The following is a 14,411-nucleotide window of genomic DNA, read 5'->3' as shown; positions in this document are numbered from 1 at the left end:
GCGCTATCCGGCAACTCTACCTGAGCAGGGAGCCTTCCATGCAACTACGAGAGGTGGTGATCACCGGCGCTTTGCGCACGGCGATCGGGGATTTCGGCGGCAGCCTCAAAGACGCCAGGCCGAGTGAGCTGGCAACCCAACTGGTTGCCGAATCGGTCAAGCGCTACGGCGTGGCCCCGGCGAGCGTGGGGCACTGCGTGTTCGGTAACGTACTGCCGACCGAGTCGCGCGATCTGTATCTCTCGCGGGTGGCTGCGCTGGAAGGGGGCCTGACCGAGCGCTGCGTCGCCATGTCGGTGAACCGGCTCTGTGGTAGCGGCCTGCAAGCGGTCATCAGTGCGGCGCAGCAGCTTCAACTCGGCCTTTGCCAAGCGGCGATCGCGGGCGGCGCCGAGTCCATGAGCCGCGCGCCCTACCTGCTGCCCGCGGCCCGCTTTGGCCAGCGGATGGGAGACGGCCAGACACTCGACCTGATGGTTGGCGCGCTGACCTGTCCGATCAACCGTTATCACATGGGAATCACGGCGGAAAACGTCGCCGAGCGCTACGGCATCAGCCGTGCGCAGCAGGACGCTCTCGCCCTGGAAAGCCACCGCCGGGCGGCCCGCGCCATCGCCGAGGGGCGCTTCGCCGGGCAGATCGTCCCCGTGGAGCTGAAAACCCGCAAAGGCACGCGGTCGTTCGACACCGATGAGCACGTGCGCCACGACTGCACGCCGGAAGAGCTGGCGGCTCTGCGCCCGGCGTTCAAGCGCGAGGGCGGCACCGTTACCGCGGGCAACGCGTCTGGCCTGAACGACGCCGCCGCGGCGCTGTTGCTGATGGACCGCGATTACGCCGAGGCCAACGGCCACCAGGTCATGGCGCGGCTGGTGGACTACCAGGTGTCCGGCGTGGCACCCGAGATCATGGGCATCGGCCCGGTGCCGGCGGTGCGCGAGCTGCTGGCGCGCAACGGGCTGGAGATCGGGGATATCGATTTCTTCGAGCTCAACGAGGCGTTCGCGGCACAGGCGCTGGCGGTGGTGCAGCAGCTCGACCTGCCGCTGGAAAAGGTCAACCCCAACGGCAGCGGCATCTCCCTTGGCCACCCCATCGGCGCCACCGGGGCGATCCTGATGGTCAAGGCCGTGCACGAGCTGCACCGCAGCGGCGGCCGCTTCGCCGTGGTCAGCCTGTGCATCGGTGGCGGCCAGGGCATCGCCGCATTGCTGGAGTGCCTCTGATGACTCTTTATCAAGGGCAGGCGCTGCGCCTGGAAATGCTTGGCGACGGCTTCGCCGAGCTGGTGCTGGATGTCGACGGCTCGTCGGTTAACAAACTGGACCGCGCCACCCTGGCGGATCTGCGCGCGGCGCTGGAGGTGCTCGAGCACACCGCGTTGCGCGGGCTGCTGGTGCGTAGCGCCAAGCCGGCGTTCGTGGTCGGTGCGGACGTCAGCGAATTCCCCGCGCTGTTCGAGGCCGGGGAGGGCGCGCTGCACGCCTGGATCGAGCAGGCGCTGGACAGCCTCGGGCGCCTGGAATCGCTGCCCTACCCAAGCGTTGCCGCGATCAACGGGTTCGCCCTTGGTGGCGGCCTGGAGCTGGCGCTGGCCACCGACTACCGGGTGCTGGCCGAGGATGCGCAGGTCGGCCTGCCGGAAGTCACCCTGGGCATTTGCCCCGGCTTCGGCGGCACGGTGCGGCTGTCGCGCCTTGTCGGCGTGGCCGATGCGCTGGACTGGCTGCTCGAGGGCAAGCCGCGGAAGGCCGGGGCGGCGTTGACGGCCGGTGTCGCCGAACGTGTGATGCCCCCGGAAACCTTGCGCCAAGAGGCGCTGGCGCTGCTCGGTGAGGTTGCCGAGGGCGGCGACTGGCAGGCCTGGCGCGCACGCAAGCGTCAGCCGGTGGCTGTGCCGGACGGCATCGCCGCCCGTGGCGATACGCTCGACCCGCGCTACCCGGCGCCGCAGGCGATTCTCGCCGCGGTGCAGACCCACGCCGGGCTGCAGTTCGCCGAGGCGCTGCGAGTCGAGCGCGAGACCTTCGTGGCCCTGGCGCGTGGGCCCGAGGCGGCCTCGCTGGTCGGGCTGTTCCTCGCCGATCAGGCGGTGCGCAAGCAGGCCCGTCGGCATGCCGAAGGTGCCGCGCCGGTGCGCCGCGCCGCAGTGCTCGGCGCTGGCATCATGGGCGGCGGCATTGCCTACCAGGCGGCGGCCAGCGGCACGCCGATCCTGATGAAGGACATCCGTGCCGAGGCGCTGGAGCTGGGCATGCGCACCGCCACCGCCCAGCTCGACCGGCAGGTCGCCAAGGGCAAGCTGAGCGAGGCACAGAAGGCGGCGATCCTCGAGCGGATCACCCCGACGATGGACTGGCAGGGCTTCGCCGAGGTCGATCTGCTGGTTGAAGCGGTGGTCGAGCGGGCCGACGTCAAGGCCGCGGTGCTCGGCGAAGCCGAGGGGCTGGTGGCCGACGCCGCGGTGCTGGCCTCCAACACCTCGACCATTTCCATCGACCGGCTGGCCGAAGGGCTGCGCCACCCCGAGCGCTTCTGCGGCATGCACTTCTTCAACCCGGTACCGATGATGCCGCTGGTGGAGGTCATCCGCGGTCGCCACACCGACGACGCGACGCTGTCGCGCACCGTGGCCTTCGCCCTGGCGCTGGGCAAGACGCCCATCGTGGTCGGCGACTGCCCGGGCTTTCTGGTCAATCGGGTGCTGTTTCCCTACTTCAACGGCTTCAACCGGCTGCTGCAGGACGGTGTCGATTTTGAGCGTATCGACCGGGTCATGGAAGCCTTCGGCTGGCCCATGGGCCCGGCCTATCTCGCCGACGTGATCGGCCTGGACACCATGGTGCATGCCGACCGGGTGCTGCAGGAGGGCTACCCCGGGCGCATGGGGCATGACGGCGAGCCGGTGATGGAGCAGTTGCTCGCGGCCGGCTGCCTGGGCCAGAAGAACGGCCGCGGTTTCTACCTCTACGGCACCGATGAGCAGGGCCGGCGCCAGCGCGAGCCGTCGGCCGAGGCGCGGGCGCTGCTGGGTACGCCGGGCGCCGAGGTGAGCGACCAGGACATCGTCGACCGGCTGATGATCCCGCTGTGCCTGGAAACCGTGCGCTGCCTCGAAGACGGCATCGTCGCCAGTGCCGCCGAAGCGGATATGGGCCTGGTGCTCGGCCTCGGCTTCCCGCGCTTTCGCGGTGGCGCGCTGCGCTACATCCAGAACCAGGGGCTCGCCGAGTTCGCCGCCCGCGCCAGGCGCCATGCACACCACGGCGGGCTGTACCAACTCACCGACGAGTTCCGCGCGCGGCTGCACAGCGGCCAGCGCTACCACTAACGCACCGAGAGAAACGCACATGGCCGATTACGTCCATCCGTACCGCGACACCGAGTTCGTGCTCAATGAAGTACTGGGCTTCGAGCGCCTATGCGCCGAGCTTGGCCTGGGCGATATCAACAGCGAGCTGGCGGCGGCAGTGCTGGCCGAGGCGGGAAAACTGGGCGCCGAAGTGCTGGCGCCGCTGAACGCGATCGGCGACCGGGAAGGCGTCCGGCTGACCGAGCACGGCGTCAAGGAGGCGCCCGGTTTCGCCGACGCCTATCGGTTGTTCAGCGAAGGGGGCTGGTGTTCGCTTACCGCGCCCGAGGCGTTTGGCGGGCAGGCGCTACCGAGTGTGCTGGGGACCGCGGTCAGTGAGGTCTGGCACGCGGCGAACATGGCGTTCGCGCTTTGCCCGCTGCTGACCCAGGGCGCCATCGAGGCACTGGCGCATCATGCGTCGGCACCGTTGCAGGCACGCTATCTGCCCAGGCTGGTCAGCGGCGAGTGGACCGGCACGATGAATCTCACCGAGCCGGATGCCGGCTCCGATCTGGCGGCTGTCAAGGCGCGCGCGGTTCCCGAAGGCGAGCACTACCGCATCACCGGGCAGAAGATCTTCATCAGCTGGGGCGACCACCAGATGACATCCAACGTGATTCATCTGGTGCTTGCTCGCCTGCCGGATGCGCCTGCTGGCGTAAAGGGTATCTCGCTGTTTCTGGTGCCCAAGTTCCTGCCGAACGCCGCAGGCGAAGCCGCCGAGCCGAACGATGTGCGCTGCGTGTCGCTGGAGCACAAGCTCGGGATCCACGGCAGCCCGACCTGCACCATGAGCTTTGGCGAGCAGGGCGGGGCGATCGGCTACCTGGTCGGCGAGCCGCACGCCGGGCTGGCCTGCATGTTCACGATGATGAACCACGCGCGTCAGGCCGTGGGGCTGCAGGGCCTGGCGATTTCCGAACGCGCCTGGCAGGAGGCCCGCAGCTATGCCCGCGAGCGCTTGCAGGGCACCCAGCGCGACGGCAGCCGCTACCCGATCATCCGCTTCCCCGATGTGCGCCGCATGCTGATGCAGATGAAGGCCTCGACCGAGGCCATGCGCGCCCTGGCGCTGCTCGCGGCGTCCGAACTGGACCGCGCCCGCCATGCGCCCGACCCGGCCAGCCACCGTGCCCGCCAGGGCCGCGTGGATCTCTACACGCCGATCATCAAGGGATGGCTGACCGAGCTGGCGCAGGAGGTGACCTCGCTGGCCGTGCAGGTTCATGGCGGCATGGGCTATGTCGAGGAGACCGGTGTTGCGCGGCATTTCCGTGATGCGCGCATCCTGCCGATCTACGAGGGCACCAACGGCATCCAGGCGATGGACCTGGTAGGGCGCAAGACCCTCGCCAACGAAGGAGCGTTGCTGGCCGAGCTGCTCGATGACATCGACACGACCCTCGGCCACCTGCGCCAGGATGCGCGCTGCAGCAGGCTGGCGGCGCCGCTGGCCGAGGCGCTGGCAGCTGCACGGCGAGCGCGCCAGTACCTGCTGGAAGGTGCTGCAAGCGATCCCGCGCTGCCCGGCAGCGTCGCCTTCAACCTGATGATGCTGTTGGGTTACCTGTGCGGGGGCTGGGCCATGGCGCGCTCGGCGCTGGCCGCGTCCGCCGCGCTGGCCGCAGGGCGCGGCGATCCCGCCTTTCTCGAGGCCAAGCTGGTCACCGCGGGCTTCTACACCGACCACCTGCTGCCTCGCACCGGCGCCCTGCTTGCCAGCGTGCTCGCCGGTAGCCACAGCACCATGGCGCTCGTCGAAGAGCTTTTCTGAACCGACCCGGCAGGTGCTCGCCTTACCCGCCGGCTGGGCGGCGGGCATCCGCTCCCGTGAGATCGAGAGGTTTTCCACATGAAAGTACTGATCGCCGTCAAACGAGTGGTCGATTACAACGTCAAGGTCCGCGTCAAGGCGGACAACTCCGGCGTTGACCTGGCCAACGTCAAGATGTCGATGAACCCCTTCTGCGAAATCGCCGTGGAAGAAGCCGTGCGCCTGAAAGAGAAAGGCGTGGCCAGCGAAATCGTGGTCGTCTCCGTCGGCCCGAGCGCTGCCCAGGAGCAGCTGCGTACCGCCCTGGCGCTGGGCGCCGACCGCGCCGTGCTGGTCGAGTCCGCTGATGAACTCAATTCCCTGGCGATCGCCAAGCTGCTCAAGGCCGTGGTCGACAAGGAGCAGCCGCAACTGATCATCCTCGGCAAGCAGGCGATCGACAGCGACAACAACCAGACCGGGCAGATGCTCGGCGCGCTGACCGGCTACGCCCAGGGCACCTTCGCCTCCAAGGTGGAAGTCGCTGGCGACAAGGTCAACGTCACCCGCGAGATCGACGGCGGCCTGCAGACCGTCGCGCTGAACCTGCCGGCGATCGTCACCACCGACCTGCGCCTGAACGAGCCGCGCTACGCGTCGCTGCCGAACATCATGAAGGCCAAGAAGAAGCCGCTGGAAACCCTGACGCCCGAGGCGCTGGGCGTGACCACCACCTCGACCGTGAAGACCCTCAAGGTCGAAGCGCCGGCTGCCCGCAGCGCCGGTATCAAGGTCAAGTTCGTGGCTGAACTGGTCGAGAAACTGAAGAACGAGGCGAAGGTGATTTGATGGCTATCCTGGTTATCGCTGAACACAACAACGCGGTCCTGGCGGCTGCAACCCTGAACACCGTGGCGGCGGCCACCAAGATCGGCGGCGACATCCACGTGCTGGTCGCCGGCAGCGGCTGCGGCGCCATCGGTGAAGCGGCGGCCAAGATCGAGGGCGTGTCCAAGGTGCTGGTCGCCGACGACGCGGCCTACGCCAATCAGCTGCCGGAAAACGTCGCGCCGCTGATCGCGCAGCTTGTAGGGGAAAGTGGGGCGAAAAATTACAGCCACGTGCTGGCTCCGGCCACCACCAATGGCAAGAACTTCCTGCCGCGCGTGGCGGCGCTGCTGGATGTCGACCAGATCTCCGAGATCATCGCCGTCGAAAGCGCCGACACCTTCAAGCGCCCGATCTACGCCGGCAACGCCATCGCCACCGTGCAGTCCAGCGCCCCGATCAAGGTCATCACCGTGCGTGCCACCGGCTTCGGCGCGGTGAACGCCGAGGGCGGCTCAGCGGCCGTCGAGCAGGTCTCCGGCAGCGGTGACGCCGGCAAGTCCGCCTTCGTTGGCGAAGAGCTGGCCAAATCCGACCGTCCGGAGCTGACCGCGGCCAAGATCGTCGTTTCCGGCGGCCGCGGCATGCAGAACGGCGACAACTTCAAGCACCTGTACTCGCTGGCCGACAAGCTCGGCGCCGCAGTCGGTGCCTCGCGAGCCGCGGTCGACGCCGGCTTCGTGCCGAACGACATGCAGGTCGGCCAGACCGGCAAGATCGTCGCGCCGCAGCTGTACATCGCCGTCGGCATCTCCGGTGCGATCCAGCACCTGGCGGGCATGAAGGACTCCAAGGTGATCGTCGCGATCAACAAGGACGAGGAAGCGCCGATCTTCCAGGTCGCCGACTACGGCCTGGTCGGGGATCTGTTCGAGATCCTGCCGGAGTTGGAAAAGCTCGTCTGAGTCGAAGTAGGTATCATTAATCGAAACCATCGGCCTGTAGCCAACGGTAATAGGCGAACTAGGCGGCTGTCTGCGTTCCTTTGCCTGTCCTGAGAAATAGACCACTAAGGAGACGCTGAACAATTAGCCAATTCTCACCGTCCCCCTTTTTCAACCCGGTTTTTTCAACCTACCGGCCTTATTCTGCGTTTCTTGGGCCGATTTCTACCCTGATTTTGCTGATTAGCGGGCCAGCCCCGCCTTTCGGACGGACTTATCCCGCCGTCCGTTGCAAATACCGCTTGGCCAGTACCAGATTGGCCAACCCAAACAGACTGAACAACTGCGCCGTATTCTTTTCCAGTCCACGGTAGCGAACCTTACGATGATTGAAGCGCACCTTGATCACCTGGAAGGGATGCTCGACCTTGGCACGCAGCTGCGCCTTGGCGTATTCGACTTTGCGCTTGACTCGGTACAGCACGCTGTCTTTGCCGTGATGTTTGTAACTGCTTGGCCGTGCTGCAATCGACCAGACAACGTCCCGTTCAGCATGCTCCGGTCGCTTGGCCGCACCAGTGTATCCAGCGTCACCCGAAACATAGGTTTCGGCGCCGTGCAGCAACTGATCGACCTGGGTGACATCCGCCACGTTGGCGGCAGTCCCTACCACGCTGTGCACGAGTCCCGATGTGGCGTCGACACCAACGTGGGCCTTCATCCCGAAGTGCCATTGATTGCCTTTCTTGGCCTGATGCATCTCAGGATCACGCTTACCTTCTCGGTTCTTGACCGAGGGCGGCGCGGCGATCAGGGTAGCGTCGACGATAGTGCCTTCCTTGAGCAGCAGACCCCGGCTGGCCAGATGCTGGTTAATCGTTTCAAACAGCACCCGCGTTAGCTGATGGGTTTCCAGCAAGCGGCGAAATCGCAACAAGGTAGTGGCATCCGGTGCCGACTCACGGCCCAGGTCGATGCCGATGAAACCACGAATGGCCTGGCTGTCGTAGACGGCATCTTCGGTACCTTCATCGGAGAGACCGAAACACTGCTGCACGACATACATGCGCAGCATGCGCGACAACCCAATCGCAGGGCGTCCACGCTTGCCTGTGGTGTCGCTATAGAACGGCGCCACTTGCGCCTCCACTTGTGCCCAGGGCACCAGCTGTTCAAGGTCAGCCAGGAAGCGATCTCGGCGAGTCTGCTTTTTCTTGCCGGTATATTCGAGTTCGGAGAAGGTCTTCTGCACGCGCGTAACAAAGCTCATGGAGGGGGCTGGTTGAGGGGGCTCAGTGTGCCAAGGGTGGGGGCGGCTGGCTATTTATGCAGTGTCTCCCTAACGGTTGTTTCAGGGAAATACGGTGGTGTACGAATTGACGACGGTCTTCGCAACTCTCTGCGGAGCAAGCACTTGCTCCGCTATGTTGTCTGCTGGCTATAGTATTGCTTAATGGTTATATGGGGCGCCTCGAGGCGGAAATACTGGATGACGGTACTTCTGCTGTAGATGAACCATGATCCATGCGCCTTTGTTGGTTCAATCTATAAAGCGTGCGTCGGTTGCCGAGCATTGCTAAACGAAAGGCTACCGCGAGACAGAAAAGATTTGAAGTGAGCAGCCTTCAAGTTAATCAGGTGGACTACAATAAAGCCAACGTCTAACCGAGTCGGATGAAGTCAATTTAGTCGGTTAAACGTCTTTATCTATAGCGCGCCTGCGGTTGCATGCGGCTTTTGATTAGGAATGCAATGGCGGGACATTAGCGCTTGCACGCTTACCGTGACGCATTGAAACCTAAAATATCCAGTTGCTCGGTCAGCCAGCGATGTGCCTGATATGTACTCTGAAATTTACGAGCTAGGATGCGTACACCTTTATCTACGTTACAGTCACGGAGCGTGAGGCCAAGACCTTCTTCGTCGATTTCGTAGGTCTTTGCTTTCATATCGCCGAGCCGCATTGCAAGCAGCTTAACATCATCGAGTGAATGAATGGGGGCGATGCTGTGCTTGCGCACGTAGGAGCGTACCTGCTCTGAAAGCTCATTGAAGTCATCTGCATTAATGCGGTGGACTATATCATCTGAATCTGGGATTTGCTCCGGATAGTCATCATCAAGTGATACGTAGTGTTCCACACCGTGAATGCTTGCTACTAGGTATTGACCGCCGACTTCGTCGCGCTCGCAGTTAAGAATTAGGACAGACATGTTTTTTCCTCAGGTTGTTGTTCTGTTCATAATTCTAAGTTGCTCCGCTTTAAAAAGGCAATAGGCTATACTGTATTTTTATACAGCTCTCACGGTTAACGCCCCGGAGGCCGTTCGGCTGGCTATCTAGTAGCGTGTCCGACCCAAACCCATAATTTAAAATTGGCACAAGCAGTATGCCGTGGGCAGTGGTGTCTCGGTAGGCGATTGCCCCAGTCCGTCGCCGACCCAAACTGTGAGCACAATTTAAAATCACTCCACTTGCTTCTGGCATTTTAAAATGTGAATCGGCTGTAAGAATGGGAGCACCTGCTCATACCCAGCGCTATCCAGTCGGCCTATGTGCTGCTCCCGGCCGGTCGTCTTGTGGGATCCGGTTAACATGGTGCGTCCTTGGCCAACGAACCAAAGTCCGGAATGCGATATAGAAAGGATAGAATTTTTGCACCTTTGCAATGTTTGGCTTTTGGGGTTATATAAAAAATAATGCTCTGGTTGTTGTTTTTTTGTTTTCGTATTTGCAATAATTGATTGTGTGGCATGTGTCACGCAAATAATAATTAGAAGAATAATATGAATGCAGAGACTCAAAGCGCCTATATTAGTTTGGCCAGTAATTTTTATGCGACTCGGATGCAGGGCGTTGAGCTTGATGAGCTCAATATTATTGGTGCTTTACTACGGGCGGCCCCTGATTACCGCCCGGATTATTATCGGCGCCTACGTAACGCTTTGGCGTTTGATCAAAAGCATCGAGGAAATTTCTGGGCTGCCCAAGAAATCAATCGTACGCTCAATCCGGTCACTGTGTTAAATCTGCCGCGAAAGAAAAAGCAGCGACGTCCGCAGAAGCTTTCTACCGCTGATTTCGAAGCGTGGCTACGGTGTCTGGCTGAACGAGATATGCCTGTCGAAGCGGGAGCTTTAATGGTGATATCTCTTACCGGAGCGCGACCATGCGAGCTTAACGGAATTTCTATCGATGGCCGGCGCATCCATATATCCGGTGCAAAGCTTAGCCACAACGGTTTACGCGGCGCTAGCCGAACGCTTGAGGCTGATGGAGACGTCTGCAATATCTTGAGAAACGCTCTCGCTGCTTTTAAATGTCAGCCGCGCAGTATGGATTCAATACGCGTTGCGCTTCACCAAGTCGCTACTGAGCTATTCGGTAGGAGGAAGGTGCCGAGTATGTACACACTTCGTCACCAGTTCGGCTCAAATCTGAAAGCCTCAGGCATGTCCGCAATAGAAATGGCATACGTCATGGGGCACCAGGCTACCGATTCGATTAGCCGCTATGGCGATAAAAGATTTGGACGTGCAGAAGCGGTTAAGGTTAAGCCTGCAAGCGATGCTGACTTTTCAAAGGTGAGAGATACAGTGCCTGCTCGAATGCGTGCGGACGCCGTGGCTCTTAATGATCAGCGAGACTTGGATCGTAGGACTGAGGTCGCTGACGGCTGAGGTGATGTGGTCATTTCAGCGGACAATCATGAATTCCTTAGGCTATAGAGCGTTTGTATCTAGCTCTGGTTTTGATAGCGGTTTCCACCTTTACGTCGTCAACGCTCAGGTATCTGTTCGTTTTGTCGAACCATTGCATCGCCCTTTGTGATTGGCGTATAAACACACAAACACCTATTAGCGGAGAACGCTATGAATACCATTCGCTGGAATGTCGCCGTCTCGGCCGACACCGACCAGTCGCTTCGGATGTTTCTGGCCAGCCAGGGCGGCGGCCGTAAGGGCGACCTGTCGCGCTTCATCGAAGAAGCGGTACGGGCACACATCCTGGAGCTGAGCGCTGAGCAGGCCAAGGCCGCTAACGCCCATCTGAGTGAGGCAGAATTGACCAACGCGGTTGACGAAGCGCTCGACTGGGCACGTAAGCGCTGATGCGGGTCGTGTTGGATACCAACATCCTGTTCAGCGCCCTGATCTCGCCACATGGCGCGCCCGATGCGATCTACCGTGCCTGGCGGGCGGCGCGTTTCGAGGTGGTGACCTCGCGGATGCAACTCGATGAAATTCGTCGAGCCAGCCGCTATCCCAAGCTTCAGGCCATCCTACAGCCCGCCAAGGTGGGCGCCATGATCAATAACCTGCAACGGGCTGTGGTACTGGAGCGCCTGACCATCGAGGTCGAAGCCGATGATCCGGATGACTCGTTTTTGCTGGCCATGGCCTTGGCGGGCGATGCGGACTACCTGGTAACCGGTGATCGCCGCGCCGGCCTGCTGCAACGCGGGCACATCGAACGCACGCGGATCGTCACGCCCGCCGTGTTCTGCGTCGAGGTGCTGTGATCAATGCCGGTCGGTTTTCTGACTCAAGAGCAACGCGACGGTTTTGGCCGCTATGTTGATTCGCCCAGCCGTGAAGAGCTGGAACGTTACTTCCACCTGAGCGATGAAGACCGTGAAGCCATCCAGGTGCTGCGGGGTAACCATAACCGTCTGGGTTATGCCGTTCTGCTGACCACCGTCCGCTTCGTTGGCGTTCTGCCGGACAAGCCCGCCGCCGTGCCGGTGGAAGTCCTGCAGGTGCTTTGCCGACAACTGGCGATTCCAGACCCCGACTGCCTCCAGCGCTATAGCGATCATCGCCGCTGGATACATGCCACCGATATTCAGAACCGCTTTGGCTATCGTCATTTCACCGATCCGGGCATCGGCTTTCGCTTGAGCCGCTGGCTGTATGCCCTCTGCTGGACGGGCACCGACCGGCCGGGAGTGCTGTTTGAGCGAGCCACCTCGTGGCTGTTCACACAGAAAGTCCTCCTGCCTGGTGTGTCTCAACTAGAGCGCTTTATCGCCCAGTTGCGCAGTCGGGTCGAAGAACGCCTCTGGTTTACGCTGGGCCGCAGCGTGACTGAGGAACAGCGATTGCAACTGCAAGACTTGCTGACGGTGGCCGAAGGCAACCGCAGCTCCCGGCTGGATCAATTGCGCTCCGGCCCGGTCATGGTCAGTGGCCCCGCGTTGATTCGGGCACTGCGCCGGCTCGATGACGTGCGCGGCATCGGCATCACCTTGCCGGCGGCGGCGCACATCCCTCCCAGCCGTATCGCCGCCCTGGCCCGCTTCGCCAACACGGCCAAGGTCACCGCGATTAATCGGCTGCCGGCGTCGCGGCGGATGGCGACACTGGTGGCCTTCGCACTCTGCCTGGAGGCGACTGCGCACGACGACGCACTGGAAGTCCTGGAGGCCTTGCTGCGCGACCTGTTCAGCAACGCGGAGAAGGCCGACAAGAAAGCCCGCATGCGCAGCCTGAAAGACCTGGATCGGTCGGCCGCGACGCTCGCCGCCGCGTGCAAGGTCGTGCTGGACAGCTCGATCAGCGATGACAACGTGCGCGCCCGGCTGTTCAACGACCTGCCGAGGACCACCCTGGAAAAGGCCCTGGAAGAGGTCAACGCGCTGATCCGCCCGGTAGATGACGTCTATTTTCTTGCATTGGAAGCGCGCTACCGCAGCGTGCGCCGCTTCCTGCCCGACCTGCTCAAGCACATCCGCTTCGGCTTCAGCCCGGCCGGCAAGGGCGTGGCGGCTAGTCTGGAGTGGCTGCAACTGAACCTGCCGCGCCGGAAGCCAGAGGATGACGCGCCGCAGGAGATCGTGGCCAAGGCTTGGCAGAAGCACATCACCCGCGAAGATGGCTCCCTCGACATGGGTGCCTATGTGTTCTGCACGCTCGATGCGCTGCGCACGGCCCTGCGCCGCCGCGATGTCTTCGTCTCGCCCAGTTGGCGCTATGCCGACCCGCGCCTTGGCCTGCTCGACGGTGCCGAATGGCTGGCGGCGCGACCGATCATCTGCCGGTCACTGGGCCTGACCATCGACGCCAAAACCACCCTGGACGCCTTGTCCGTCGAGCTGGATGCAACCTGGCTGGCAGTAGCCGCGCGCCTGCCCGACAACCCGGCGATTCAACTGAGCGAGAACACCGAGGGCAAGACCGAACTGTCGCTCGGGGCGCTGGACAAGCTGGACGAGCCCTGCTCGTTGCTGCAACTGCGGGCGGCCGTGTCTGACCTGATGCCGCGTGTCGATCTGCCGGAAATCCTCTTGGAAATCGCCGCCCGCACTGGCTTTTCCGAGGCCTTCACCCATGTCTCCGAACGCAATGCACGCGCCGACAACCTGGTCACCAGCCTCTGCGCGGTGCTGTTGGGCGGGGCCTGCAACACCGGCCTGGAGCCCTTGATCCGCACCGACAACCCGGCGCTGCGCCGTGACCGGCTGTCCTGGGTCAGCCAGAATTATATCCGCGACGACACCCTGTCAGCGGCTAACGCCATCCTGGTCGGAGCGCAAAGCCAACTGGAACTGGCCCAAGTCTGGGGTGGCGGCGAGGTCGCCTCCGCCGATGGCATGCGCTTCGTCGTACCGGTGCGCACCGTGCATGCCGGCCCCAATCCGAAGTATTTCGGCACCGGCCGGGGTGTCACCTGGTACAACCTGATTTCCGACCAATTCTCCGGCCTCAACGCCATCACCGTGCCCGGCACGCTGCGCGACAGCCTGGTGTTGCTGGCGGTCGTGCTGGAACAGCAGACCGAGTTGCAGCCGACGCAAATCATGACCGACACCGGGGCCTACAGCGATGTGGTGTTCGGGCTCTTCCGCCTACTTGGCTACCACTTCAGTCCGCGGCTGGCCGATGTCGGCGGTACCCGCTTCTGGCGCACGCGCCCGGACGCGGACTACGGCAAGCTCAACGGGCTGGCCCGCCAGTCGGTCAAACTCGACCTGATCGCCGAGCACTGGGACGACCTGCTGCGCCTGGCCGGCTCGCTCAAACTCGGCCGGGTGCCGGCGACTGGCATCATGCGCACGCTGCAAACGGGAGATAGACCCACCCGGCTGGCCCAGGCGCTGGCCGAATTCGGGCGGATCGAAAAGACTCTGCACACGTTGACCTATATCGACGACGAGTCCAAGCGCCGCGCCACCCTGACCCAGTTGAACCGAGGCGAAGGCCGGCACAGCCTGGCCCGCGCCGTGTTCCACGGCAAACGCGGCGAGCTCCGCCAGCGCTACCGCGAAGGCCAGGAAGACCAGCTCGGTGCTCTGGGCCTGGTGGTGAACATCATCGTGCTGTGGAACACCCTCTACATGACGGCGGCCGTGGAACGGCTCAAGCAGCACGGCTATCCAGTGCTGGAAGAGGATTTGGCCCGGCTATCGCCGCTGATCTACGAGCACATCAACATGCTCGGGCGGTATTCCTTTGCGGTACCGGAAGAAGTTGCGCGCGGCGAGCTGCGGCCACTGCGTAATCCAGACGACGACCTGTGATCCCCCTAAACG

Annotated in this window: 11 protein-coding genes; 9 read left to right on the top strand and 2 right to left on the bottom strand. The window is 62.8% G+C overall.

All coding sequences use genetic code 11. The annotated features are described in order from the left end of the window. Positions 1 to 38: 38 nt before the first annotated feature. From bktB to OUY36_RS11405, 5 genes are all read left to right on the top strand, one after another. Positions 39 to 1,226, top strand: a complete 1,188-nt coding sequence (bktB, locus tag OUY36_RS11425) for a beta-ketothiolase BktB (protein WP_042909932.1) — start codon at positions 39 to 41, stop codon at positions 1,224 to 1,226. Then, a complete protein-coding gene (gene fadB, locus OUY36_RS11420) occupies positions 1,226 to 3,331 on the top strand; it encodes a fatty acid oxidation complex subunit alpha FadB (RefSeq protein WP_041110995.1) in 2,106 nt (701 codons plus the stop codon). Before bktB ends, fadB begins: the two co-directional genes overlap by 1 nt. Before the next feature lie 19 nt (positions 3,332 to 3,350). Continuing rightward, the gene (locus OUY36_RS11415) at positions 3,351 to 5,129 is read left to right on the top strand and encodes an acyl-CoA dehydrogenase (protein WP_042909931.1); all 1,779 of its coding nucleotides are present in this window, start codon (positions 3,351 to 3,353) and stop codon (positions 5,127 to 5,129) included. A gap of 78 nt (positions 5,130 to 5,207) precedes the next feature. After that, the gene (locus OUY36_RS11410; protein WP_042909930.1) at positions 5,208 to 5,957 is read left to right on the top strand and encodes an electron transfer flavoprotein subunit beta/FixA family protein; all 750 of its coding nucleotides are present in this window, start codon (positions 5,208 to 5,210) and stop codon (positions 5,955 to 5,957) included. Further along, positions 5,957 to 6,901, top strand: a complete 945-nt coding sequence (locus OUY36_RS11405) for an electron transfer flavoprotein subunit alpha/FixB family protein (RefSeq protein WP_042909929.1) — start codon at positions 5,957 to 5,959, stop codon at positions 6,899 to 6,901. The genes OUY36_RS11410 and OUY36_RS11405 overlap by 1 nt, the downstream gene beginning before the upstream one ends. A 253-nt stretch (positions 6,902 to 7,154) precedes the next feature. On the opposite strand, the gene OUY36_RS11400 is transcribed toward OUY36_RS11405, so the two are convergent. Together OUY36_RS11400 and OUY36_RS11395 are read right to left on the bottom strand one after the other, a co-directional pair. Further along, positions 7,155 to 8,150, bottom strand: a complete 996-nt coding sequence (locus OUY36_RS11400) for an IS5-like element ISPsp6 family transposase (protein ID WP_003282265.1) — start codon at positions 8,148 to 8,150, stop codon at positions 7,155 to 7,157. A gap of 508 nt (positions 8,151 to 8,658) precedes the next feature. Continuing rightward, the gene (locus tag OUY36_RS11395) at positions 8,659 to 9,093 is read right to left on the bottom strand and encodes a hypothetical protein (protein ID WP_041110863.1); all 435 of its coding nucleotides are present in this window, start codon (positions 9,091 to 9,093) and stop codon (positions 8,659 to 8,661) included. Positions 9,094 to 9,666: 573 nt separating this feature from the next. Here OUY36_RS11395 and OUY36_RS11390 point away from each other — a divergent pair. The 4 genes from OUY36_RS11390 to OUY36_RS11375 all read left to right on the top strand — a co-directional run bounded on the left by OUY36_RS11390 (position 9,667) and on the right by OUY36_RS11375 (position 14,399). Continuing rightward, the gene (locus OUY36_RS11390; protein ID WP_003291594.1) at positions 9,667 to 10,560 is read left to right on the top strand and encodes an integrase; all 894 of its coding nucleotides are present in this window, start codon (positions 9,667 to 9,669) and stop codon (positions 10,558 to 10,560) included. A gap of 192 nt (positions 10,561 to 10,752) precedes the next feature. Further along, on the top strand, positions 10,753 to 10,992 hold the full coding sequence (locus tag OUY36_RS11385) for a ribbon-helix-helix domain-containing protein (protein WP_003089107.1): 240 nt from the start codon (positions 10,753 to 10,755) through the stop codon (positions 10,990 to 10,992). Then, positions 10,992 to 11,402 carry a putative toxin-antitoxin system toxin component, PIN family gene (locus OUY36_RS11380; RefSeq protein WP_003150546.1) on the top strand — a complete coding sequence of 137 codons (411 nt, stop codon included), beginning with the start codon at positions 10,992 to 10,994 and terminating at the stop codon, positions 11,400 to 11,402. Before OUY36_RS11385 ends, OUY36_RS11380 begins: the two co-directional genes overlap by 1 nt. Before the next feature lie 3 nt (positions 11,403 to 11,405). Continuing rightward, entirely contained in the window at positions 11,406 to 14,399 is a 2,994-nt protein-coding gene (locus tag OUY36_RS11375; protein ID WP_003299771.1) for a Tn3 family transposase, read from the top strand. Positions 14,400 to 14,411 lie beyond the last annotated feature (12 nt).

This window comes from Stutzerimonas sp. R40042, from assembly GCF_026642215.1.
GTDB lineage: Bacteria > Pseudomonadota > Gammaproteobacteria > Pseudomonadales > Pseudomonadaceae > Stutzerimonas > Stutzerimonas frequens.
The sequence above is the reverse complement of the archived record's forward strand: the minus strand, read 5'-3'. Positions and strand labels throughout refer to the sequence as shown.